Origin of the sequence: Pannonibacter carbonis (assembly GCF_003012935.1) — a bacterium.
In the GTDB taxonomy this organism is placed as follows: Bacteria; Pseudomonadota; Alphaproteobacteria; order Rhizobiales; family Stappiaceae; genus Pannonibacter; species Pannonibacter carbonis.
In genome coordinates this window covers 58,043-80,976 of record NZ_PUDR01000009.1, presented here as the reverse complement: position 1 = coordinate 80,976, position 22,934 = coordinate 58,043, and the positions used below count along the sequence as shown (strand labels likewise).

Annotated in this window: 21 protein-coding genes; 9 read left to right on the top strand and 12 right to left on the bottom strand. The window is 64.4% G+C overall.

The window, feature by feature from the left end; translation table 11 throughout:
- Window positions 1–62 precede the first annotated feature (62 nt).
- The 10 genes from C8348_RS13735 to C8348_RS13690 all read right to left on the bottom strand — a co-directional run bounded on the left by C8348_RS13735 (window position 63) and on the right by C8348_RS13690 (window position 10,852).
- Window positions 63–1,289, bottom strand: a complete 1,227-nt coding sequence (locus tag C8348_RS13735; RefSeq protein WP_106753917.1) for a phosphopentomutase — start codon at window positions 1,287–1,289, stop codon at window positions 63–65.
- A 306-nt stretch (window positions 1,290–1,595) separates the two neighbouring features.
- A complete protein-coding gene (gene deoA / locus C8348_RS13730) occupies window positions 1,596–2,912 on the bottom strand; it encodes a thymidine phosphorylase (protein ID WP_106753916.1) in 1,317 nt (438 codons plus the stop codon).
- A gap of 1 nt (window position 2,913) precedes the next feature.
- Window positions 2,914–3,696, bottom strand: coding sequence for a deoxyribose-phosphate aldolase (deoC, locus tag C8348_RS13725; protein WP_106753915.1), 783 nt, complete (start codon window positions 3,694–3,696; stop codon window positions 2,914–2,916).
- Window positions 3,689–4,501, bottom strand: a complete 813-nt coding sequence (locus C8348_RS13720) for a purine-nucleoside phosphorylase (RefSeq protein WP_106753914.1) — start codon at window positions 4,499–4,501, stop codon at window positions 3,689–3,691. Before C8348_RS13720 ends, deoC begins: the two co-directional genes overlap by 8 nt.
- Before the next feature lie 45 nt (window positions 4,502–4,546).
- A complete protein-coding gene (gene cdd / locus C8348_RS13715) occupies window positions 4,547–4,936 on the bottom strand; it encodes a cytidine deaminase (protein WP_106753913.1) in 390 nt (129 codons plus the stop codon).
- On the bottom strand, window positions 4,933–5,907 hold the full coding sequence (locus tag C8348_RS13710) for an ABC transporter permease (RefSeq protein WP_198647049.1): 975 nt from the start codon (window positions 5,905–5,907) through the stop codon (window positions 4,933–4,935). The genes cdd and C8348_RS13710 overlap by 4 nt, the downstream gene beginning before the upstream one ends.
- A gap of 10 nt (window positions 5,908–5,917) precedes the next feature.
- Complete coding sequence (locus C8348_RS13705) at window positions 5,918–7,036, bottom strand: ABC transporter permease (protein ID WP_106753912.1); 1,119 nt, start codon at window positions 7,034–7,036, stop codon at window positions 5,918–5,920.
- Window positions 7,033–8,586: an ABC transporter ATP-binding protein gene (locus C8348_RS13700; RefSeq protein WP_106753911.1), complete on the bottom strand. Its 1,554-nt coding sequence runs from the start codon at window positions 8,584–8,586 to the stop codon at window positions 7,033–7,035. Before C8348_RS13700 ends, C8348_RS13705 begins: the two co-directional genes overlap by 4 nt.
- A 133-nt stretch (window positions 8,587–8,719) precedes the next feature.
- A complete protein-coding gene (locus tag C8348_RS13695) occupies window positions 8,720–9,703 on the bottom strand; it encodes a BMP family lipoprotein (protein WP_106754054.1) in 984 nt (327 codons plus the stop codon).
- A 114-nt stretch (window positions 9,704–9,817) separates the two neighbouring features.
- Window positions 9,818–10,852 (bottom strand): sugar-binding transcriptional regulator, encoded by a 1,035-nt coding sequence (locus C8348_RS13690; RefSeq protein WP_208983755.1) that lies wholly within the window; start codon window positions 10,850–10,852, stop codon window positions 9,818–9,820.
- Window positions 10,853–11,299: 447 nt separating this feature from the next.
- On the opposite strand from C8348_RS13690, the gene C8348_RS13685 reads away from it, so the two are divergent.
- The 6 genes from C8348_RS13685 (at window position 11,300) to C8348_RS13660 (ending at window position 18,293) form a co-directional block, all read left to right on the top strand.
- Complete coding sequence (locus C8348_RS13685; protein WP_106753910.1) at window positions 11,300–12,133, top strand: DUF1194 domain-containing protein; 834 nt, start codon at window positions 11,300–11,302, stop codon at window positions 12,131–12,133.
- Window positions 12,134–12,230: 97 nt separating this feature from the next.
- Window positions 12,231–13,166, top strand: a complete 936-nt coding sequence (locus tag C8348_RS13680) for a DUF1194 domain-containing protein (RefSeq protein ID WP_106753909.1) — start codon at window positions 12,231–12,233, stop codon at window positions 13,164–13,166.
- A gap of 150 nt (window positions 13,167–13,316) precedes the next feature.
- On the top strand, window positions 13,317–13,772 hold the full coding sequence (locus C8348_RS13675; RefSeq protein ID WP_106753908.1) for a methylglyoxal synthase: 456 nt from the start codon (window positions 13,317–13,319) through the stop codon (window positions 13,770–13,772).
- A gap of 2 nt (window positions 13,773–13,774) precedes the next feature.
- A complete protein-coding gene (gene glk, locus C8348_RS13670) occupies window positions 13,775–14,815 on the top strand; it encodes a glucokinase (RefSeq protein ID WP_244294019.1) in 1,041 nt (346 codons plus the stop codon).
- 30 nt (window positions 14,816–14,845) lie between these two features.
- Window positions 14,846–17,317 (top strand): ATP-dependent helicase HrpB, encoded by a 2,472-nt coding sequence (gene hrpB, locus C8348_RS13665; RefSeq protein ID WP_106753906.1) that lies wholly within the window; start codon window positions 14,846–14,848, stop codon window positions 17,315–17,317.
- A 121-nt stretch (window positions 17,318–17,438) separates the two neighbouring features.
- Window positions 17,439–18,293 (top strand): DUF1186 domain-containing protein, encoded by an 855-nt coding sequence (locus C8348_RS13660; protein ID WP_106753905.1) that lies wholly within the window; start codon window positions 17,439–17,441, stop codon window positions 18,291–18,293.
- Between the two features lie 289 nt (window positions 18,294–18,582).
- Here C8348_RS13660 and C8348_RS13655 read toward each other — a convergent pair whose 3' ends face one another.
- Both C8348_RS13655 and C8348_RS13650 read right to left on the bottom strand, forming a co-directional pair.
- Complete coding sequence (locus C8348_RS13655; protein ID WP_106753904.1) at window positions 18,583–19,641, bottom strand: aromatic ring-hydroxylating oxygenase subunit alpha; 1,059 nt, start codon at window positions 19,639–19,641, stop codon at window positions 18,583–18,585.
- Between the two features lie 165 nt (window positions 19,642–19,806).
- Entirely contained in the window at window positions 19,807–20,394 is a 588-nt protein-coding gene (locus C8348_RS13650; RefSeq protein ID WP_106753903.1) for a hypothetical protein, read from the bottom strand.
- A gap of 340 nt (window positions 20,395–20,734) precedes the next feature.
- On the opposite strand from C8348_RS13650, the gene C8348_RS13645 reads away from it, so the two are divergent.
- The 3 genes from C8348_RS13645 to C8348_RS13635 all read left to right on the top strand — a co-directional run bounded on the left by C8348_RS13645 (window position 20,735) and on the right by C8348_RS13635 (window position 22,787).
- Window positions 20,735–21,532, top strand: a complete 798-nt coding sequence (locus C8348_RS13645; RefSeq protein WP_106753902.1) for a class II glutamine amidotransferase — start codon at window positions 20,735–20,737, stop codon at window positions 21,530–21,532.
- Window positions 21,533–21,564: 32 nt separating this feature from the next.
- On the top strand, window positions 21,565–22,143 hold the full coding sequence (locus C8348_RS13640; protein WP_106753901.1) for a helix-turn-helix domain-containing protein: 579 nt from the start codon (window positions 21,565–21,567) through the stop codon (window positions 22,141–22,143).
- A 77-nt stretch (window positions 22,144–22,220) separates the two neighbouring features.
- The gene (locus C8348_RS13635) at window positions 22,221–22,787 is read left to right on the top strand and encodes a GNAT family N-acetyltransferase (protein ID WP_106753900.1); all 567 of its coding nucleotides are present in this window, start codon (window positions 22,221–22,223) and stop codon (window positions 22,785–22,787) included.
- Window positions 22,788–22,934 lie beyond the last annotated feature (147 nt).

Genomic DNA, 22,934 nt, shown 5'->3' with positions numbered 1-22,934 from the left:
GCACTGTTCTTCCGCCGTGTCGTCGCGTCCGTCAAGGGCGCAGCAGGAACATCATCCGGATGTCAGGCGCGCAGGAAGCTGACGCCATTGGCTCCGAGCGCCACACCCAGGTGATCTGCAACGGTTTCGCCGATGTCCGCATAGGTCTTGCGGCCGCCGATGGCATGGCCAGCAACGCCAGGACGCCAGCCCAGCACGGGCACGTGCTCGCGGGTATGGTCCGTGCCGCGCCAGGTCGGGTCGCAGCCATGGTCAGCGGTGAGGATCAGGAGATCGCCCGGCAGCATCTTCGCCATGATCTCCGGCAGGCGGGCGTCGAAATGCTCGAGCGCGGCCGCATAGCCTGGCACGTCGCGGCGGTGACCATAAAGGGAATCGAAGTCGATCAGGTTGGTGAAGACCAGATCGCCGTCCTTGGCCTCGTCCATCGCCGCCAGAGTCTTGTCGACGAGCTGGTCATTGCCGGCGCCCTTCAGCACCTTGGCCACGCCCTGATGGGCGAAGATGTCGGAGATCTTGCCAACGCCGATCACCGTGCGCCCGGCTGCCGTCAGACGGTCGAGAAGGGTCGGTTCGGGCGGCAGCACCGAATAGTCGCGCCGGTTGGCCGTGCGCTCGAACGTCGCCGAAGTCTCGCCCAGGAACGGGCGCGCGATGACACGGCCGATGTTGTACGGGTCGATCAGCCGGCGGGTGATCTCGCAGACCTGGTAAAGACGCTCAAGACCGAAATGCGCCTCGTGGGCGGCGATCTGCACGACGGAATCCGCCGAGGTGTAGAAGATCGGCTTGCCCGTGCGGATGTGCTCCTCGCCAAGCTCGGCGATGATCTCGGTGCCGGAGGCATGCTTGTCGCCGATGATACCAGGTAGGCCGGCTTCGGCGACGATCTGAGCAATCACATCGGCCGGGAAGGTCGGGATGGTCGGCGGGAAATAGCCCCAGTCGAAGCGCACGGGCACGCCAGCGATCTCCCAGTGACCGGACGGGGTGTCCTTGCCGTTGGAGACTTCCGCCGCATAGCCCCACAGGGCCTCCGGGATCACGTCCGTCGTGAGGCCGGGAACCGGCTGGCCCGTCGACAGCTGTGCTGCTGCGCCGAGGCCCAAGCGCGACATGTTGGGCAGGGTGAGCGGTCCGGAGCGCACGCCTGCCTTGTCCCCTTCTCCGGCGGCACAGCGGGCCGCGATGTGACCCAGCGTGTCGGAGCCTGCATCGCCAAAACGGTCGGCATCTTCTGCGCCGCCGATGCCGAAACTATCGAGCACAACGAGTATGGCGCGGGGCATTTCCTTAGTCCTTTCATCGTGAGGCGCTGGCCTCGGACGGTCTGTTTCGGCAACCGCGTCGGGCGATCGCGGCCGCCCCCCCGTTTTGGAGGCTGAAGCCCCCCACCCCCAACCCCTCCCCACGAGGGGGAGGGGAGCAGGCCGGAGCCTGTATCAAGGCCACAGCATTTGATGCCGGAAGTCCCCCTCCCCCTCGTGGGGAGGGGTTAGGGGTGGGGGGAGACCCCGGCACAGCGCCTATGGCGCGATTGCATGTTCAATTCGCACAGCGCCCAGGGCGCAATGGCATCACTCTTTGCATCGCGCCTAGGGCGCAATGCGGGCAGCCACGATCCTGTTGTCCGGAACCGCATTGGCGTCGCCGGTGACATAGGCGGCATTGAGGGCAGCGGCGGCCTTGCGGGCCGCGTCCTCGCTGGCGGCATGGACGATGGCGATCGGGCTGTCGGCATCGACCGTATGGCCGATCCCGGCCAACTCGGTGAAGCCGACAGACGGGTCGATGTTGTCTGCAGCGGTGCGGCGGCCGCCGCCCAGTTCCACCACCGCCACGCCGACGGCGCGGGCATCAACGCCGATGACCGTGCCCGGACGCTCGGCATAGACCGGCGCGACCACCGGGGCCTTGGCGAGGTACAGTTCCGACTTCTCCATGAAGTCGGCCGGGCCACCCAGCGCGGTGACCATCTCGGCGAATTTCTCGGCCGCACGCCCGCTCTCGAAGGCAGCGCGCATCCGCTCGCAGCCCTCTTCGGCCGTAGCGGCAAGGCCGCCGGTGGCAAGCAGCTCGCCGCCCTGGGCGACGGTGACATCCCACAGACGGCTGTCGATGGCGGTGCCCTTCAGGAAGTCGACGGCGTTCTGCATCTCGACGGCGTTGCCGGCGGCGGAGGCCAGCGGCTCGTTCATGTCGGTGAGCAGCGCGGTGGTCTTGAGACCTGCGCCATTGGCAACAAGCACGAGGCTTTCCGCAAGCTTGCGCGCATCGTCAAGCGTCGCCATGAAGGCGCCAGTGCCCCATTTCACATCGAGCACCAGGCCCTGCAGACCCGCCGACAGCTTCTTCGACAGGATCGAGGCGGTGATGAGGTCGACGCTTTCCACCGTGCCTGTCACGTCACGGATGGCATAGAACCGCTTGTCCGCCGGGGCGAGGTCGCTGGTCTGGCCGATGACGGCGCAGCCGACTTCCTTCACCACCTTGCGGAACAGCTCGTTGTCCGGCTGGGTCTTGTAGCCCGGGATGCTGTCGAACTTGTCGAGCGTGCCACCGGTGTGGCCAAGGCCACGGCCGGAGATCATCGGCACGGCCGCGCCACAGGCGGCCAGCGCCGGCGCCAGCATCAGCGAGACATTGTCGCCGACGCCGCCGGTCGAGTGCTTGTCCAGCACGGGCGCATCGACATCGGACCAGTCCAGCACGGTGCCGCTGTCACGCATGGCCAGCGTCAGCGACACGCGCTCGTCGATGGTGAGGCCACGGAAGAAGATCGCCATGGCCAGCGCAGAGACCTGCCCCTCGGTGACGCCACCGCTGGCCAGACCCTTGACGAAAAACCCGATTTCCTCGCGGCTGAGCTGGCCGCCGTCCCGCTTCTTGCGGATGATTTCCTGGGCGAGCATGTCAGTATCCTTCGCGTGCGGAACCCGTTCCGCCCTTGATCACGTCGAGAAGCGCATCGAGCAGGCCGCTGGCGCCGAAGCGGAAGGTCGCGGCCGTGGCCCAGTTGGGCCCAAGGATGCGGTCGGCCAGCGCCAGATAGGCGGTAGCATCGTCCAGCGTGCGGATGCCGCCGGCGGGCTTGAAGCCGACCGGCCGGCCGTGATCGCGGCGGGTCTCCTCGATCACTGTAAGCATGATCTCCGCCGCCTCGAGCGTGGCATTAATCTTCACCTTGCCGGTGGAGGTCTTGATGAAATCGGCCCCGGCGGCAATGGCCACCTGCGAGGCCTGATGGATGAGCAGCGGGTCGCCGATCTCGCCGGTTTCCAGGATCACCTTGAGCTGGGCAGGGGCCGGGATGGCCGCCTTGACGCGGATGATCTGCTCCTCGGCAAAGCCGCGGCGGCCAGCCACGAAGGCGCGATAGGGCATGACGAGGTCAATCTCGTCGGCCCCGTCAGCGATGGCCTGCTGCGTCTCGCGGACGACAGCGGCGGTATCATCGCCGCCGGCGGGGAAGTTCACCACCGTGGCGACCTTCACGCCGGTGCCGGCGAGGCGCGCCTTGGAGCGGGCGACGAAGGCCGGATAGACGCAGACGGCGGCGACCTGACCATGCGGCGTCACGGCGCGGGCGCAAAGCGCATCGATGTCGGCATCCGTGCAGCCGTCGTTGAGGTTGGTCAGGTCAACCAGCGCCAGGGCGCGGGCGGCCAGTGCGGCGGAAGCGGACTGGTCAGCCATGGGCGATCTCCTTCACGAAACCGCGCACAAGCCGCTTCATGCGCTCCATGCCGAGCTTGGCGACGGACTTGGTCTCGTCATGCGACAGGCCATGGGCCTGCATGCCGGCGCCGAGATTGGTGATGATCGACATGGCGGCAACGCGCATCCCGAGGAAGCGACCCATGATCACCTCCGGTACGGTGGACATGCCGACCGCATCAGCGCCCAGCATGCGGGCCATGCGGATTTCGGCCGGCGTCTCGAAGGACGGGCCGGAGAACCACATGTAGACGCCTTCGGCCAGATGCTCGCCCTGGTGCTTCGCGGCCCGGTGCATGGCCGCGCGCAGTTCCAGGTCATAGGCGGTGGTCATGTCGAGGAAGCGCTTCTCGTCCTCCTCGCCGATGAGCGGATTGAGGCCGGACCAGTTGATGTGATCGGTGATCAGCATCGGATGGCCGGGGGCGACTTCCTCACGCAGGGAGCCGGCCGCATTGGTGGCAAACAGGATCTCGCAGCCGAGCGCCTTCAGTGTCTCGACCGGGGTGCGCATGATCGAGGGGTTACCGCTCTCATAGTAATGCGCGCGCCCCGACAGGATGACGACCGGAACGCCGTGCATGGTGCCGGCCACCAGTTCGCTGCCATGCGAGGACACGGTGGAGACCGGGAAGCCCGGGAGCTTCGAATACGGGATATGCACGGCATCTTCCAGCTCGCCGGCGAGCTCGCCGAGGCCGGAGCCGAGGATCATGCCAATGCGATAGGTGCCCGGGCGGGCAGCGCGGACTACTGCCGCGCAATCGTGACCAGAGCCGCTCATGGGTCTCATCGTCCTTATGCTCAAGGGATCAGGCCGCCGGCCGCCTCAGTCGTGAAGCGCGAAGCCGGCAGGCAGAAGTTCGTCGATGGTGAAGCTGCGGCGGATGCCGTCGAGGTTGGCGATATGGACCTTGACCGACCCGGCGCCGAATTCCTTCAGCTTCTGGCGGCAGCCGCCGCAAGGGGTGCAGAGCGCCGCGTCGGCGACGACGACCACCTCGGCAATGCGCTGCTCGCCGGAGAGGACCATGGCGGAAATCGCTCCGGCCTCGGCACAGACACCTTCCGGATAAGCCGCGTTCTCGACATTGCAGCCGGGCACGATGCGTCCGCCTTCGGTCAGGAGGGCCGCGCCGACCTTGAAGTTGGAATAGGGGGCGTAGGCGTTTTCGCGCGCGGCCTTGGCGGCGGCGAAGAGCTCATCAACGCGGCTCATGTGCGCTCCTTCAGATAGGGAATGCCGCTGGCCTTCGGCGGGATCGCCTTTCCGATGAAGCCGGCCAGCAGGATGACCGTGAGGACGTAGGGAAGTGCCTGGAACACCTGCACCGGAACCTCGCCGATGCCAGGGATGGACTGGCCCTGCATGCGGATCGCGACCGCATCAAGATAACCAAACAGCAGGCAGGCGAGCATGGCGTTGACCGGCTTCCACTTGGCGAAGATCAGCGCGGCGAGTGCAATGAAGCCCTTGCCGGCTGTCATGTCCTTGATGAAGCCGGATGACTGGGCAATTGCGAGATAGGCGCCGGCAAATCCGCAGAGGATGCCGCAGATGATGACAGCCCGGTAGCGCAGGAAGGTGACTGAAATGCCAGCCGTGTCCACAGCTGCCGGGCTTTCGCCGACCGCACGCAGGCGCAGGCCGAAGCGGGTGCGGAACAGAACCCACCAAGTGAGGGGCACCGCAAGGAACGCTCCATAGACGAGAATACTATGGCCGGAAAGAAACTCCGCGTAGAACCGGCCGATGAACGGAACGCTGGCCATTTCTTCGGCGAAAGGCAGCGTGATCTCCAGGAACCGACCGCCTGCAGGAAGCGATGGAGTCCGTCCGCCCTGCCCGAACCAAGCCTGTCCCAGGAGAGCCGTGAGCCCTGCGGCCAGGAAGTTGATGGCCACGCCCGAGACGATCTGGTTGCCTCGGTTGGTGATCGAGGCGAAGCCATGCAGCAGAGAGAGGCTGACGGCTACGACAATTCCAGCAAGGAGGCCGAGCCAGGCATTGGCCGTCAGGAAGGCCACCGAGGCGGCTCCAAATGCCGCACCCAGCATCTTGCCCTCAAGGCCGATGTCGACGACACCGGAACGTTCCGAGTAAAGGCCGGCGAGGCAGGCGAACAGCAGGGGCGTTGCCAGCCGGGCCATGCTGTCGAAGGTGGGATAGGAGAAGAAGATATCAAACATGACAGTCTCCTCACTTGGCAGCAGCAGGCACGGAGGAAGCCGGCGTGCGGGCGAAGGTGAAGATCCGCACCAGCGTCGGCCGGAACATGTATTCCAGCGCACCGGCGAAGAGGATCACCAGACCCTGGATGACAAGGATCATGTCGCGGGTCACGGCGGGGATCTCGAAGGCGAGTTCCGCGCCGCCTTGGTAGAGCATGCCGAACAGGATAGCGGCGAGCACGATGCCGACCGGGTGGCCACGCCCCATGAGCGCCACGGCGATGCCGACGAAGCCGTAGCCGGAGACGAATTCGATCAGCAGGCGGTGCTGCGAGCCCATGATCTCGTTGATCGCCATCATGCCGGCGAGGCCACCGGAGATCATCATGGTGATGATGATGATGCGGGCAGGCGAGATCCCGGCATAGACGGCCGCCGTGGCGTTGGCGCCCAAGGTGCGGATGGCGTAGCCGAGGCGGGTGCGCCAGATCAGCAGCCAGACGCCAAAGGCCGACAGCAGCGCCAGGAGCAGCGACAGGTTGACCGGCGCGGTGCCGAAATCGAAGAAGGGGAAGATGTCATTCAGCATCGGCAACCGGCCACCATCCTCGAAGGTGCGGGTTTCCGGCTGCATAGAGCCTTCCTTGCCGATGACGTTCACCAGCAGGTAGACCATCATCGAGGCGGCGATGAAGTTGAACATGATCGTGGTGATAACCACGTGGCTGCCGCGCTTGGCCTGCAGCCAGGCCGGAATGAAGGCCCATGCGGCACCTGCGGCAGCAGAACCGAGGATCACGAAGGGCAGCGTCACCCACCACGGCACGATGCGGTCAAGCAGCAGGCAGGCGGCAGCAACGCCGAGGCCGCCGACATAGGCCTGGCCTTCACCGCCGATGTTGAACAGCCCGGCATGAAACGCCACGGCCACGGCAAGGCCGGTGAAGATGAAGTTGGTGGCATAGAACAGCGTGAAGCCGATGCCCTCGCCGAAGCCGAGCGAGCCCCAGAGCAAGATCTGGACAACCTCGATCGGGTTCTCGCCGATGATGAGCACGACGAGACCGGAGACCAGGAAGGCGGCGGTCAGGTTCAGCAGAGGAATAAGGCCGAGATCGGCCCAGCGCGGCAATTGTCCGGCACTCATGCGGCGTCTCCCTGTCGCGAGGCGGCGGCACTGGCGTCGTCGACACCGGCCATCAGCAGCCCGATTTCGCCCTCACCAGCTGAGGGCAGGCGCTCGCCGACGATGCGTCCGTCGAACATCACCAGCACACGGTCGGACAAGGAGCGTATCTCGTCCAGTTCCACCGACACGAGCAGGATCGCCTTGCCGGCATCGCGCAGCTCAACGATGCGCTTGTGAATGAACTCGATCGCGCCGATGTCGACGCCGCGTGTCGGTTGACCGATCAGCAACACCGAGGGATCGCGTTCGATTTCCCGCGCCAGCACGATCTTCTGCTGGTTGCCGCCCGAGAAATTCGCGGTCTTCAGCATCGGATTGGGCGGTCGGATGTCGTATTTGGCGATCTCGCCCTTTGCCGTTTCCTTGATCGCGGCCAGATTCAGGAACGGGCCTTTCGCGTAGGCCGGATCGTCCTGGTAGCCGAGAATGGCATTCTCATATTCGGCAAAGGACGTGACGAGCCCCATGCGATGCCGGTCTTCCGGTACATGGCCGACGCTCTTGGCGCGCATGCCGGCAGCATCAACCGGATGATGGGCCAGATCCAGCACCTCGCTGCCGATGGTGACGGTGCCGGACTTCGGGCGGCGGATCCCTGCCAATGTCTCCAGAAGTTCGGACTGGCCGTTGCCAGACACGCCGGCAATGCCGACAATCTCACCCGCGCGAACCTCGAAGGACACGTTCTTCACGACGGTCACACCGCGCGCATCGGTGACAGTCAGGTTCTCGACCTTGAGCACGGGCGCGCCCGGCGCCGCATTGCCCTTGTCGACGGTGAGCAAGACCCGGCGGCCGACCATCAGCTCGGCCAGCTCTTCCATGCTGGTCTCGGACGTCTTGCGCGTCGCGACGATCTCGCCGCGGCGCATGACGGAGACGGTATCGGTGATGGCCATGATCTCGCGCAGTTTGTGCGTGATCAGGAGCACGGTCTTGCCCTGGCTTTTGAGCACTTCGAGGATGCGGAACAGATGATCGGCTTCAGCCGGCGTCAGGACGCCGGTCGGCTCGTCGAGGATCAGGACCTCGGCGCCACGGTAGAGGGCCTTGAGAATCTCCACCCGTTGCTGAAGACCCACGGGCAAGTTTTCGATCAATGCATCCGGGTCGACCTTGAGGCCATAGTCGGCATCCAGACGAGCCAGTTCCTTGCGCGCCTTGTCGCTGCCGCCAGACAGGAAGGTGCCATCTTCCGCGCCAAGGATGATGTTCTCGAGCACGCTGAACGTATCGACCAGCATGAAATGCTGATGCACCATGCCGATGCCAAGCGAGATGGCTGTCTTGGAATCGGTGATCGATACAACCTTGCCATCGACCAGGATGTCGCCGCTATCGGCGTTGTAGAAGCCGTAGAGGATGGACATCAGGGTCGACTTGCCGGCCCCGTTCTCGCCAATGATGCCGTGGATCGAGCCTTTGCCGACGACGAGATCGATATTCTTGTTGGCGTGAACGGCCCCGAAAGACTTGTTGATCTTGCGAAGCTCGATAGCTGGGGTCATGGGTGCTCCCGGGCGCTTGGCGTCAGACACCGGTCCGGCGTGATGGCATGCGCCCGGCTGTCAGGCGCGACGAGATGAAACGAGACGAGGGGGCGCGCCGGAAACCCGGCGCGCCCGATCAGTTCCAGTCCGCTCAGAACGGGCAGGACTTGTCGGCCATGTAGTCATGGACCTTGATGGTGCCGGAGATGATGTCAGCCTTGGCCTTCTCCACTGCAGCCTTCATGTCATCGGTGATCAGGGCTGCGTTGTGCTCGTCGTAGGCATAGTCAACGCCGCCTTCAGCCAGACCCAGGACTTCAACGCCCGAGGTCCAGTTGCCGGTCATGGAATCAACGAAAGCCTTGTTCACGGCCACGTCGACGCGCTTCAGCATCGAGGTCAGGACCTGACCCGGATGCAGGGCGTTCTGGTTGCTGTCGACGCCGATGCCGAGCTTGCCGGCGTCAGCTGCAGCCTGCAGCACACCGATGCCGGTGGCACCGGCTGCGTGATAGACGACGTCCGCACCGCGGTCGAACTGGGACTTGGCGAGCTCGCCGCCCTTGACCGGATCATTCCAGGCGGCACCGGTGGTGCCGGTCATGTTCTCGAACACTTCGGCGCTGGCGTTGGTCGCCTTCACGCCCTGCTTGTAGCCGCAAGAGAACTTCGAGATCAGCGGAATGTCCATGCCGCCGACGAAGCCAACCTTGCCGGACTTGGAGGCCATCGAGGCCAGCACGCCAACGAGGAAGGACCCTTCATGTTCCTTGAACACGACGGAGCGGACGTTCGGCAGGTCGACGACCATGTCAACGATGGCGAACTGGATGTCCGGGAATTCCTTGGCGACCTTCTCGACAGCATTGGCCTGCGAGAAACCAATGGCAACGATCGGGTTCTGGCCGCGCTTGGCGAAGTTGCGCAGCGCCTGTTCACGCTGGGCGTCGTTCTGGATTTCAAAGTCGCGGTATTCGACGCCGGTTTCCTTCTTGAACTGCTCTGCGCCAGTGTAGGCAGCTTCGTTGAACGACTTGTCGAACTTGCCGCCCAGATCGTACAGAACTGCCGGCTTGACATCAGCCGCCTGCACAGCACCAGAGATCGCAAGTCCTGCGAAAGCCGCGCTGATCATCAGAAACTTTTTCACGCTTCAATCCTCCGACTAGAGAGACGGCCCCGATGGCCGGTCCCGATTACTTCCCCACAAGCGGCCCCATCCCCGGACATGCCGGTGGACGTCGGCCTCTCAACTGATCCGGTCGCGCAGGGCCCTCGCAAGGGTTTCATCCGCAACCAGATCGGTAATGACGCCCGTGCGCAATGCGGCAAGCGTTGCATCCGCCTTGCCCTCACCGCCCACCAGCGCAATAACGCGCGAACCACGCACTTCCTCGAAATGCAGCCCGACTGCTACATCGGCGAGTGAACTTGGCGCATGATGACCGTCCAGTGACACGAAGCGACCCATGAGGTCACTTACCGCATTGGACCGGCGCAAGCCCTCCTGATCCGACTTGTTGATCATCCCGCGCTGGACCAGGTGCCCTTCGTTGTCGATCGAGCCTATGCCGACTACAAACACATTCGACCGGCGCGCACGCTCCAGCAAGTCCTGCACACTGCGCTGGCCAAGGAACATGTCACGTTCCTCGACACTCTCGGCGAAATAGGGCACGGGCAGAAAATATCCCTCGCCGCCGGTACGCTCCGCCAACTGTTGCACCACGTCATACGGGTTGGCGGACAGCTTGCGCATCAGCGAGCCGGAAATCGAGATAACGGAGAGGTTCGGCCGATGGATACGCGGCATCGCGGCCACTGCTGCCTTGAGCGTGCGCCCCATGCCAACGCCAACGCCCATCACCTCCGGGGCCGACAGGACAGACGCAAGATAAGGCCCGGCCACTGATGCCACAGCACGAATGGCTGTTGCCGGATCCGAGCCGCCAAGATCGGGAGCGATGATACAGGTCGACAGACCGAAGGCTTTGGTGAACTGCTCTTCGAGTTCCAGACACTCGATGGGACGACCGTCGATCTGGAACCGGATCAGGCCTTCCTTCTGCGCGTGCGCAATCAGCCTGTGCACCTTGGCCGGCGACACACCAAGCCGGGCGGCAATGTCGCCCTGCGTGCATCCGCCGACAAAGGACAGCCAGGCCGCCCTGATCGACAAATAGGTGGTCCAGTCCTCGTCCTGCACTGCCTCGCCCCGTCCCGGGCCTTTTGCCCGATCTCCCGCCAGTTGCTCCGGCGTGTCGCGCGATGAAAATTTCTTCACCGGCTGAGAATTTCTTCAGAGAGATTGCCCACACATATCGGCTTCGTCAAGCGGATAAAACCGCAGAGGCACCGCAATCTGGAGCCCATTCGAGCCAGAAAGCGCCTTGCCCACGCCAGCGGCAGCACGCCGGAAAAGCAGGCAGTTCTTGCCGGGTAAAGTTGCAGAAATCGAGCAGGTCGGCAAATTTTGCCGGCCTACAGGGCAAAATTTGCCGACCTCGTGAAAAAGCGCAATACGTGCGCCCGTTGATTTGCCGGCACATTCCAGCCGGCTAATTTTCTGGCACATGTTTTGCTACGAATTATCCATGCGCCAGCTAATCGCATGTCGAGGAGCTGCGTAAGGTATCGGCTGTTCTAGAAATTAACGGGACCTTTAGCCGCAACAACAACGATGAACAAGGGAGGCGTGGGTATCGGCTTCGGCCAGGCAAGGAGAACAACCATGCGTCTCACGCTGTGCACAAACCAAAAGACCATTCTCACCGGCCTGTTTGCGTCGGTGATGCTTGCAATGACCCCGATTACCGCTGCGGCGTTTGACCGCTCGCTGCCGCGCAGTCTCGCGGCCTATGACCCGGCCGCCGAGGTGGATGTCGAACTGGTTCTGGCCGTCGACATCTCCCAGTCCATGGATACGGACGAGCAGGAAGTCCAGCGCGCAGGCTATGTCGCTGCCATCACATCGCAGGAAGTCCTGGACGCCATCAAATACGGCCCGACCGGCCGGATTGCTGTCACCTATTTCGAATGGGGCGGCGTCGGCGAGCACTTCACGGTGGCCGATTGGACCGTCATCGAAGACGGCACGACCGCAGCAGCCTTCGCGGCCCGCATAGCCGAAGCTCCCATCCGTCAGGTGCAGCGGACATCCATCTTCTCCGCACTCGAGAAATCGGCGCAACTTTTCAGCAGCAACAAGTATGAAGGCATGCGGAAGGTGATCGATATCTCCGGTGATGGCCCGAACAACCAGGGCGGCACCGTGACCGAAATGCGCGACAAGGTCATCTCCGCCGGAATCACCATCAACGGTCTGCCGCTGATGATGAAATCGGAGACTTCGGCCTGGCAGGCAATGCTGCACCTCGACCATTACTATGAGGACTGCGTGATCGGCGGGCCTGGATCATTTGCCATACCGGTGCGCTCCAAGGAGGGGTTCGCGGATGCCATCCGCATGAAACTCGTACTCGAGATCGCGGGGCTGATGGATAACCAGCCTCAGGTCATCCCGGCAGCGGCACGCAAACCAGTCAGTTGCGCCCTGTTCGACTGACCGCTCACGCAAACGCGATTTTGCCACGGGCGGATCCCAGCCGACACTGATCCGGAGGCCGTCTCCTGCGGCCCCGGCAGGCTGGGCAAGAGGCGGCATGACGGACAGACCAGAACGACAGACACTCGGAGGAATTGGCAACAACGGTGTGAAGCAGGCGCACGCGCCGATCACGCAGCCTTGCGGCAGGCAGACGGTTCGCGGCAGACTGCAACGCGTCCTGTCCTTGCTGTCGGTGCTCGGGTTTCTGACCTTTGGTCCGAGCGTTTCTCTCGCTACAGCGCAGACCACACCGGAAGAAGTGGATGTGGCGCTGGTTCTTGCCGTTGACATTTCCTACTCGATGGACATGGACGAGCTTGCCCTGCAGCGCAGCGGTTACCGGGCGGCCATTACATCAAATGAGGTGATGCAGGCGATTGCCAGCGGCCTGACAGGAAAGATCGCTATCCTCTATCTGGAATGGGCCGGCAGCGAATCCCAGGCCGTCCTGGTGGACTGGCATGTGATCGGCTCACCTGAAGACGCTGCGAACTTTGCAGCAGCACTCGCCGAAACGCCCGTGCGGCGGGCCTATCGAACCGCTATCGGCGATGCTCTGCTTTACTCCGCCGCCCAGTTCGACCGCATGCCGGTCACGGCCATGAAACGGGTCATAGATGTTTCCGGCGATGGCCCGAACAACCAAGGTACCTTTGCACCGGTGGCGCGTGACGAGGTGATCGCCAGAGGTATCGTCATCAACGGTTTGCCGCTGCAACTCAAGCTCCGCAGCGGCAGCTGGTCTGACATGGACAATCTCGACGTCTATTACGAGACCTGCGTCATCGGCGGTCCTGGAGCCTTTGTCGTGCCCGTGCGAGGCGCAGACCGGTTTGCCGAAGCGATCCGGCGCAAGCTTGTGCTTGAAATTGCCGGATTGCCGCCAGCAGGGGAAACCGCAAGGGTCATCCGCGCCGCAACGGGCATCGATCCCTTTTGCCTGGAAGGCGAACGCCGGTGGCAGATGCGCAACCGTTACGAAGACCAGTAAAGCCGGCTCGAAGCTTCGTTTCGGCCAGTGGCAAAACCTCCATGCTGGATGATGCAAGCTCCCGCTTTGCGTTTGCCGTGCGAAATGGCTAATGCTGTGCCGAAGCATTGAGATCGGGCCTCTCGGCCCAGCGAAACGGGAGTTTTTGGCATGGAGCCAGATCGCACGGAGCGCTCTGTACAAAAGCCGGTACTGGCACTCGTGGCGCATGACGCGAAGAAGGACATGATCGTCGCCTTCGCCGAACGCAACCGCGACAAGCTTTCTGCCTTTCGTCTCGTGGCAACAGGGACCACCGGCGGCCGGGTCAAGGCGGCCTGCCCGGAACTGGACGTCACCGCCCTGAAGAGCGGCCCGCTCGGCGGCGACCAGCAGATCGGCGCGATGATTGCCGAGGGACAACTGGATGGTCTGTTGTTCCTCGCCGATCCCCTGTCGCCGATGCCGCATGATGTGGATGTCAAGGCGCTGATGCGCCTGGCCCTCGTCTATGACATCCCGATGGCGCTGAACCTGTCGACGGCAGAAATCCTTCTGCGTTCCGCGCGCCTGACCGGACTTGCAACGTCCTCCACCACGCCCCAGATTGCGGATCTGCGTTCATGAGCCTGACTTCCTCGCGCCCGCGTGGCTTCCGGTTTCCGGTCCTGGTCGGCGATGTGGGCGGAACCAATGCCCGCTTTGCCTTGGTGATGGACGCCATCCAGCCGGCGCTTTCGCTGCCGGCCGTCGCGACGGCCGATTTCCCGGATATCACCGCTGCCATTCGTGCCTCGATCGCCGAGGCAAAGGCGCCGCAGCCCAGGAGCGCCGTCATCGCAGTCGCCGGTCCGGTCACCGGAGACCGGATTCCGCTGACCAACGCGCATTGGGTGGTCGAACCGCTGAAGATGATCGACAGCCTGCAGCTTGAGGACGTGGTCATCCTGAATGATTTCGAGGCGCAGGCGCTGGCCCTGCCCGGCCTTGCCGGATCGGATGTCGAGCAGATCGGCAGCGGCAGCGCCCTCGCTGGAGCCTCCAAATTCGTGCTTGGACCCGGCACGGGACTTGGCGCGGCAGCGATGATCCATGCGGCCGATACCTGGATCCCGGTTCCGGGCGAAGGTGGGCATGTGGAACTGGGGCCGGTGACGGACGCCGATTTCGAGATCTGGCCGCATGTGGAGCGGATAGAGGGACGGGTCGGCGCCGAGCAGCTTCTGTCCGGCACCGGACTGCCCATGCTGGCCCGCGCTGTCGCGATCGCGCGCAACATGGACCGCAATTTCAGTCGCGGCGCTGACATTACGAGGGCAGCCGGCGAGGGCGATCCTGTCGCTGTCGAGACATTGCAGATGTTCGCGCGGTGTCTTGGACGGGTGGCCGGCGACTTTGCCCTGACCGTTCTGGCGCGCGGCGGCGTCTATATCACCGGTGGTGTCACGTCTTATATTGCGGATTACCTGAAGGATGGCGGCTTCCGGGCCGCCTTCGAGGCGAAGTCTCCCCATTCCGGGCTGATGGCGTCGATCCCGACCTTCCTGATCCGGCACCAGAACCCGGCGCTTGAGGGCCTCGCCGCCTTTGCTCGTACACCTGCCCTGTTTGCGGTGGGAACAGCCGGCCGGCAGTGGACACGCGCCGGGGCGCTGACCGTTCCGCATTGAGCCAGGGCCTTTCCGCAAAGAGCATGACCCTTGGCCCAGGCTGACGCACCGCTGCCCATCGATGCCGTGCTGCCGGATTTACTGGCGGTGCTTCAGACAAACATGTCTGCCGTGCTGGTCGCAGAACCAGGCGCGGGCAAGACCACCAGGGTACCGCTGGCGCTGCTGGGTGCGAACTGGACAGCAGGGCAGCGCATTCTCGTTCTGGAACCACGCAGGCTGGCTGCCCGAGCTGCCGCACGCCGCATGGCGGAAACGCTGGGAGAGCCGGTCGGCGAGACGGTCGGCTACCGGGTGCGGATGGACGCGAAGGTCTCGGCCCGCACGCGCATCGAGGTGGTGACCGAGGGTGTCTTCACCCGCATGATCCTCGACGAGCCGGAATTGCCCGGCGTCGCCTGCGTCCTCTTCGACGAATTCCACGAACGCTCGCTGGACGGCGACTTGGGCCTCGCGCTGGCGCTCGACGTGCAGGGCGTGCTGCGCGACGACCTGCGGCTGGTGCCGATGTCGGCGACGCTGGATGCGGCCTCCGTCGCGCGGCTGCTCGGCGATGCGCCGGTGATCGAGAGCAAGGGCCGCAGCTTCCCCGTGGAGACGCGCTACCTCGGCCGCAGTCCGGACGAGCGCATCGAGCCGCAGGTGGTCCGCGCCATCCGCAAGGCGCTGGCCGAGGAAAGCGGGTCGCTGCTCGTCTTCTTGCCCGGACAGGGCGAGATCCGCCGGGTGGCGGAGATGCTGGAGGGCCAGGTCGGCCCCGCGGTCCAGATCGCCCCGCTCTATGGCGCGCTCGACGGCAAGGCGCAGGATCTGGCGATCCGGCCGGCCGGGCCCGGCCTGCGCAAGGTGGTGCTGGCCACCGCCATCGCCCAGACCTCGCTGACCATCGAGGGGGTGCGCGTCGTCATCGACAGCGGGCTGTCACGGGTGCCGCGCTATGAGCCGCAGACCGGGCTGACGCGGCTGGAAACGGTGCGCGTCGCGCGCGCCACCGCCGACCAGCGGCGCGGCCGCGCCGGGCGAACCGAACCGGGCGTCTGCTACCGGCTGTGGGACGAGGCGCAGACACAGGCGCTGGCCGCCGCCGAGCGGCCCGAGATCCTCGAGGCGGACCTCTCCTCGCTGCTGCTGGACCTGGCTGCCTGGGGCACGAGCGATCCGGCCAGCCTGAGCTTTCCCGACCAGCCTCCCGCCGCCGCGCTGCAGGAAGCACGCAGCCTGCTGCAGGGCTGTCACGCGCTGGACGGCGCCGGCCGCCTGACGCCGCATGGCAAGCGCCTCGCCCGGCTGCCGCTTGCGCCGCGACTGGCGCACATGCTGGTGGAGGCCGAAGGACTGGGTCTCGGCCGGCTGGCGGCCGATGTCGCCGCGATCCTGAGTGAGCCGGGCCTCGGCGGGCAGGATGTGGACCTGCGCGAGCGGGTGAGGCGCCTCAGGGCCGACGGCAGCCCGCGCGCCCGCGACGCCCGGGCGCTGGCCACCCGCTGGCGCGATCTGGCCGGGCGGAGCCGGGGAAGCACCGATGCGGATCTGCCCGAACAGGCCGGCGAGATGCTGGCACTGGCCTATCCCGAGCGCGTCGCACAGCAGCGCGGCCAGCGGGGCCGCTTCCGCCTTGCCAACGGGCGCGGGGCCGACATGCCGGAAGAACTGGCGTTGGCCGCCGAGCCCTTCCTGGCCGTGGCCGACATCCAGGGCAAGGCTGCGAGCGGGCGCATCCTGCTGGCCGCCCCGCTCGGCCTTGATGACATCGAGACGTTGTTTGCCGCCGACATCACCGAAGAAGACGAGGTGAAGCTGGAGCCCTCCGGCGCCGTGCGGGCGCGCCGGGTGCGGCGGATGCGGGCGCTGGAGCTGGCGAGCCGCCAGATCAGTGCCCCGGACCCGGCGCTGGTCACCGCCGCGCTGGTGGAGGAACTGGCGCGCCGGGGCGTCGCGCGGCTGCCCTGGACCAACGACCAGCTGCGGCTGCGCGCACGGGCCGGCTTTGTCCGCGCCGCCGGCGAGACCACCCTGCCCGATCTGTCGGACGCGGCGCTGGGGGCGACGATACAAGAGTGGCTCACGCCCTATCTGGCTGGTCGAAGCCGTGTCGGCGATGTCTCGGCCGAGGTGCTGGGCAACGCGCTGGCGGGGCTTCTGGGCTATGGCGGCGCGGCGGAGCTGGACCGGCTGGCGCCCTCGCATTTCACCGCGCCAACTGGCTCCAGCGTGCCGATCGACTACGGGTCGGAGGCCGGACCGACAATCTCAATCCGGGTGCAGGAGCTGTTCGGCCTGGCGCAGCATCCCTCGGTCGCCAATGGCCGCATTCCGCTGACGCTGGAGCTGCTGTCGCCCGCGCACCGGCCGATCCAGATCACCCACGATCTCCCCGGCTTCTGGGCCGGATCCTGGGCGGATGTGAAGAGCGAGATGAAGGGCCGCTATCCGCGCCATCCCTGGCCTGACGATCCACACAGCGCGGAAGCCACCCGGCGCGCAAAACCGCGTGGAACATGAACCAACAGGTCTGGCGATACATGTGCAACCGTCATCGCCACTGCGAGATCACCGTGATAAGACACAAGCAATGAAGGTTCCGGCGAAAAAGGAACCGCCTTAGCAAGACAAGGATTTCACCATGACCGCGCTCGACGCTGCCAGCCTGATTGATGCCTTTACCGCCGGAGAAGGCTTTCCCGAAGACGCGGTTCAGGCTTGCCTTGACGCGCCCGAAGCGGCCAGGCCGGCGCTGATGGCCATCCTGGAAGACCGTGCCAATGGCGGCACGGGTCCCTTGAGCCAGCGCGATGCCAAGGGCGATGCCTGCTTTATCGCCCTGCATATCCTCGCCGACATTGATGCCAAGGAAGCCTTCGCTCCCTTGATGCAGTTGCTGCAGAGCGAGAACCTCGACCTTGAAGCCCTCTTTGGCGATGCCATGACCGAGACGATGGGACCGATCCTGATCGCGCTCAACAATGGCGACTACGCCCAGCTGGAAGCCGGGTTCAGCAACAATGCGGTTGATGACTTTGCCCGCGATGCCATGATGGTGGCCTGGGCGCATGGTGTGATCAGCGGAGCTGTCGACCGTGATCATGCCCGCAAACTTCTGGCAGACTTCCCGGTCACGGTGAAGCCGGAACCGGACAGCTTCATGTGGGGCACCTATGTGGCGGTCGCCGGCGATCTCGGCTTTGAGGACCTTGCCCCCATCATCGACGCGCTGTTCGAGAACGGCACCATCGCCATGGATGAAGGTGGCTTCCGTCCAGCCGACCCGGAAGACTTCGGCTATCATCTGGAAGCGCTGAAAGTGTCGAACGAAGACGCGGAAGCCAAGGACCTGTGGCTGGCCACCAACCGCTACTATGCCTTCGAAGACACCGTCGAAATGCTGGGCGACTGGTCCTGGGATGGTGACGAGGCCGAGTGGGAGGATGTCCCCATGCTGCTGGCCGCCGAAGACGATACGCCGTTCGACAAGAACTGAGACGCCTCGCGTCAGATCATCAAAACGGAAAGAGCCCGGTCGTAAGCCGGGCGTTTCAGCTTGATGACAGGCCTAGACCTCTCCGGCGTCATCCCGGCCGGGCGAAGCGCAGAGCCGGGACCGGAGAGCCGAGGCATTAATATTTCAACGAGTTAAAACTGGAAGACCGTAGCTCTCCGGTCCCGGATCTCCGCTTCGCTGCGCCCGGGATGAAGATGAAAGGTGTGTCAGCAGTCTAAAGCCCCTGCCTTCAAAGGGGTTTTTTCATCCTGTTCAAATCGGTTGCCGGTCAGCTCATCCAGCGCAGGACGCGGCCGCGTACGGGGTTCTGGAACTCCCGGCCTTCGGCCTGCGCATCCGTCCATTCGCGCTTCAGCTGCATCCACCAGCGGCCCTGGGTGTCGGCGTCGTTGATCAGCATCAGCTTCGGATTGTACTCCAGCCCTTCGCGCTGCTGGATGACCACGCGCCGGTCCTGGCCGAGAAACACGTTCATCAGATGCCGCATCAGTGGCTTGAACGGTCCGATCCAGCCCATCGATGCCCAGAACATCTGACGGACCTCCGTCTCGTCTTCCGTGACCGGAGTGATGGTGGTGAGGCCGACGACGGAGTGCTTCGAGCCCTTGATATGCTCGATGCGCAGGCCCGGCAGGGCGTAGCGGATTTCGGTGGTCACGTCGTCGCCCAGCAGCTTGTAGGCGATGTTCTGCGGCGGCAGCTTGTGGCGCACCATGGCCCAGCCAAGCTCTGACGGCTCGAATTCCTTGCGCTTGGGACGCAGCTTGGTGGCGTTCTTCTTGAACCACCAGGATGTGTGCACGAAGGCGGCGTGGGTCGGATCCATCAGGCCGAGCGCCGCGTGGTCCACTGAACAGACGAAGGGCTGCATGATATGCAGCGCCGGGCCGGTGGCGGCATCAAAGTCCGGCAGCATCGGCGGGCGCGGCTGGCGGCCGTCCTCCGGGCGTTCGCCCGCGGCAGAGAAATAGACCCAGACGAGGCCCTGCTGCTCGATCGCCGGATAGGCACCGCAGGTGATCTTGGAGAAGTCGATGACCTGGTCTTCATGGGTCGAGGGGATGTCGACGCAGACGCCGTCCGTATTGAAGCGCCAGCCGTGGTAGCAGCACTGCACCGTTTCGCCATCAAACTTGCCGTGGCGCAGCGGAATACCGCGATGCGGGCAGATGTCGCGCAGGGCAAACACCTTGCCGGCCTTGTCACGGCCAAGCAGCACCATGTCGCCCATCAGCTTCTTGCCAGTCATGGCGCCCGGCTTGATCTCGGCGCCGAGGCAGGCCACGTACCAGAGGCCGCGCAGCAGTTCCGCCTTCAGATTGTCCACGCGCTGATCTCCCAGACTGCCACACGTTTGGCTGCGTCCGCCGCAAGGAACGCGGCCGATTGATGCGGATGTAGCCGGTCAGGCGAAGTCTCTCAAGGGGGCAGGCTGTCCGGTCAATTCCGGACGCATGGCGCGGTTTAACCGGTTTGGGGCATTGCTACCCGCTCAGGCGAAGCCGGAAATCAGGTTGCCGAGCTGCTTGTCGGTGCCGGCGTAAAGCGAGGATACCGATGCGCTCTGGTAGCTGGAGGAAACGCCGTTGCCGCTGACTTCGATATTCATCGCGCTGGCGGAACGGGAGGTCAGACCGGTCTGGCTGTTGTAGGAGACCCGGTCGAACGAGACAAAAGAGGCAGAAATCTTCTGGCCACCGATCTCGCCTTCGATCACGGTTTCGGTGATCGTGGCGCTTTCGTAGGCAGCACTTGCGCCCTCTCCGCCGTCCTGACCCAACGCGCCACGAATTTTGTCGGCGGTTTGAATGTAGTCATCAACGGTGGCAAGCTTGGCGGACTTGTCGTCGCTGTCGCTCTTGGACTTGCCCTTCTCGACCGCCTCCTTCAGCGCCGAAATGACGACGGCATCTTCTTCTGCCTTCTTCGCCGCAAGGTCGAGGACATTGGTCGCTGGAACAGCCTTGGCCGTCCCCTCGTCTGCGCCGCCCGCCTTGCCGCGCCCGCCTGCGTCGAGACTGCCCTGCTGCATGGCAAAGAGGCTTGCAGTGGTGGTCGTCGACTGGATCGAGAGCTGCATCGGATGGCTCCGGTACGGTCTGCGCACCGGTTGCGGCAGATCCTGAGACCAGCCTTGCAAAAGAATGGTTAACATCACGTTAACCACTGCGACACCTCGAACCTGCGTCTGCCCGGAAGGCGCAAGCAGCCCAAGCGAGTTCGTTGCGGCGTTCGGCTTGCAGCATGGGAAAAGTATCGAACCATTAACGATCAGATGGGACACTTTGGGCGTCGCCACTGAAGAATGCCTAAAAATCCGGATCTCATCCCAACCCGACCTGCTTAATCTTGCCGGGATTGGAGGGATCCTTTGCCAGGTACCTTCGGTGCGTTTCTCCATTTGCAGGTCCTGTTGATCCATGTGCCGTCTGGCTGCCTACCTGGGGACCGAGATCCCCCTCGAAAACATCATCGCCAAGCCGAAGCATTCCCTGCTTGTCCAGAGCCTTGATGCGCAGGAGGCAAAGCTCAGGGTCAATGGCGACGGGTTCGGGATTGCCTGGTACGGCCACCAGACCGAGCCGGGCCTGTTCAAGGACGTGCTGCCGGCCTGGGCCGACACGAACCTGCAGAGCATCTGCCGTCTGGTGCAGGCACGGCTGTTCCTCGCCCATGTGCGGGCCGCGACTACGGGCGCAACCTCGCGCGACAACTGCCATCCGTTCTCCTGCGGCCGCTGGTCCTTCATGCACAACGGCAACATCGGCGATTTCACGCGCATTCGCCGTGAAATGGAGATGCTGATCGACGAGGACTATTACGCCTGCCGGAAAGGCACGACGGACAGCGAACTGTTCTTCCTGCTGCTGATGACCAATGGCCTCAACACCGATCCGCAGGCCGCGCTGGACAAGACACTGTCGCAGGTGCTGGACATCGCTGCGCGACGCACGACCGGAGAAAAGCCGATCCGGCTGACCTGCGTGTTCACCGAAGGCGAGAAACTCTACGCGTTCCGTTTCGCCGACGATGGTCAGGCCCCGACCCTCTATCTCTCCGAGTGCCTCGACCACGGCGGCCGCGCCTTTGCATCGGAGCCGCTGGAGGGCGCCTGCGCCCGCTGGCGTGCGGTGGAACCGGACAAGTTGTATGTTCTGAGCTGCGACGGCGCGTCGACCCGCCCGCTGCGCCTGGAGAACGCCTTCGCAGAGGCTTGACGGCCGACCATATTTGAGAAATATTCCCAAATATGGAAAACAAGCACACATCTCCCCCCGAGGCTGACCTCGATTCACAGATTGCCCAGCGGCTGCGCCAGCTGCGCCTAGACAAGGGTTGGTCGCTCGATGACCTTGCCAAGCGCAGCGGCGTCAGCAGGGCAACCCTGTCCCGGCTTGAGAACGCCGACGTCAGCGCAACGGCCCAGGTGCTGGCCCGTCTGACAACGGCGCATGGCATCACCCTGTCACGGCTGATGCAGATGGTCGAGGACGACGCGCCTGCATGCGTTCCGCTGGCCGCGCAAGTGCTATGGACGGATCCGGGCACAGGCTATCGCCGGCGGATCGTTTCGCCGCCAGCCCGATCGCTTGCCGGAGAGGTGCTGGAGTCCACCCTCCCCCCTGCGACCCGCATTGCCTATGACGCCCCGCCCCGGCCCGGCCTTGAGCATCATCTTGTGATGCTGGAAGGCACGCTGTCGGTGACACTTGGCAACGTCCGGCATGACCTCTCCGCCGGCGACTGCCTTCGGTTCCGCCTGACCGGCGGCAATTCCTACGAGACACCCGGCGACAGCGGCGCGCGGTACCTGCTGTTTCTGGTGTGAACGACGGCAGACCCCAAAACACAGATCAGGTCCGGGCGTGATCCCGGCCTATGAACCCCAACGAACAGAGCTGACAGATGACCCTTGCCGAGCAAACGCAGGCCCATGCCGCACGCCTTGTCCGCCTGACTGCGGACACGTTTGAAGATCACGTCGTTGGCCTTGCCGAAGTGCTGACCGCCTGCGTACTTGACGGGGCGAGTGTCAGCTTCGTTGACCCGTTCAGCCCCACCGACGCGCTGCGTTTCTGGCGCGGCAAGGTCTTGCCGGGCGTTGTCGCCGGCGACGTTGACCTGATCGTCGCGCTGGTCGGCGATGAGGTTGCAGGCACCGTGCAGCTGGCAGCCGATACGCCGGCCAACCAGCCGCAGCGCGCCGATGTGCGCAAGCTTCTGGTTCACCCCAAGCACCGCCGCAAGGGCATTGCCCGGTCGCTGATGCTGGAAGCCGAAGCCTGCGCCGCAGCCCGGTCTCGGAGCCTTCTCACCCTCGACACCCGGACAGGCGACGCTGGTGAGCAGCTCTACCTTGACCTTGGCTATCAGGTGATCGGCCACATTCCGGCCTACGCCCTCGACCCGCGCAAGCAGCGGTTCGAGGGCTGCACCTTAATGTACAAGCAGCTTGCCCAGTTGCCTGGCTGACGGCTGGACGGGTTTGGCGCATTTGCCATTCCCTAACCCTGACTTCACGTTCCGGGGCAACTACCTTGCCCCGGCCTTGCCCCGGCCTTGCCCAAGTCTCATTCCTCACCAAAACTGCAACCCTCGCAGCCGGATCTCCGGCTCGGG

What these genes read in the sequence shown, in the direction of transcription:
- C8348_RS13735 (WP_106753917.1), bottom strand. Translation starts at nt 1,289, where the DNA reads ATGCCCCGCGCCATACTCGTTGTGCTCGATAGTTTCGGCATCGGCGGC.
- deoA (WP_106753916.1), bottom strand. Translation starts at nt 2,912, where the DNA reads ATGCTCGCCCAGGAAATCATCCGCAAGAAGCGGGACGGCGGCCAGCTC.
- deoC (WP_106753915.1), bottom strand. Translation starts at nt 3,696, where the DNA reads ATGGCTGACCAGTCCGCTTCCGCCGCACTGGCCGCCCGCGCCCTGGCG.
- C8348_RS13720 (WP_106753914.1), bottom strand. Translation starts at nt 4,501, where the DNA reads ATGAGCGGCTCTGGTCACGATTGCGCGGCAGTAGTCCGCGCTGCCCGC.
- cdd (WP_106753913.1), bottom strand. Translation starts at nt 4,936, where the DNA reads ATGAGCCGCGTTGATGAGCTCTTCGCCGCCGCCAAGGCCGCGCGCGAA.
- C8348_RS13710 (WP_198647049.1), bottom strand. Translation starts at nt 5,907, where the DNA reads ATGTTTGATATCTTCTTCTCCTATCCCACCTTCGACAGCATGGCCCGG.
- C8348_RS13705 (WP_106753912.1), bottom strand. Translation starts at nt 7,036, where the DNA reads ATGAGTGCCGGACAATTGCCGCGCTGGGCCGATCTCGGCCTTATTCCT.
- C8348_RS13700 (WP_106753911.1), bottom strand. Translation starts at nt 8,586, where the DNA reads ATGACCCCAGCTATCGAGCTTCGCAAGATCAACAAGTCTTTCGGGGCC.
- C8348_RS13695 (WP_106754054.1), bottom strand. Translation starts at nt 9,703, where the DNA reads ATGATCAGCGCGGCTTTCGCAGGACTTGCGATCTCTGGTGCTGTGCAG.
- C8348_RS13685 (WP_106753910.1), top strand. Translation starts at nt 11,300, where the DNA reads ATGCGTCTCACGCTGTGCACAAACCAAAAGACCATTCTCACCGGCCTG.
- C8348_RS13680 (WP_106753909.1), top strand. Translation starts at nt 12,231, where the DNA reads ATGACGGACAGACCAGAACGACAGACACTCGGAGGAATTGGCAACAAC.
- C8348_RS13675 (WP_106753908.1), top strand. Translation starts at nt 13,317, where the DNA reads ATGGAGCCAGATCGCACGGAGCGCTCTGTACAAAAGCCGGTACTGGCA.
- C8348_RS13660 (WP_106753905.1), top strand. Translation starts at nt 17,439, where the DNA reads ATGACCGCGCTCGACGCTGCCAGCCTGATTGATGCCTTTACCGCCGGA.
- C8348_RS13650 (WP_106753903.1), bottom strand. Translation starts at nt 20,394, where the DNA reads ATGCAGCTCTCGATCCAGTCGACGACCACCACTGCAAGCCTCTTTGCC.
- C8348_RS13645 (WP_106753902.1), top strand. Translation starts at nt 20,735, where the DNA reads ATGTGCCGTCTGGCTGCCTACCTGGGGACCGAGATCCCCCTCGAAAAC.
- C8348_RS13640 (WP_106753901.1), top strand. Translation starts at nt 21,565, where the DNA reads ATGGAAAACAAGCACACATCTCCCCCCGAGGCTGACCTCGATTCACAG.
- C8348_RS13635 (WP_106753900.1), top strand. Translation starts at nt 22,221, where the DNA reads ATGACCCTTGCCGAGCAAACGCAGGCCCATGCCGCACGCCTTGTCCGC.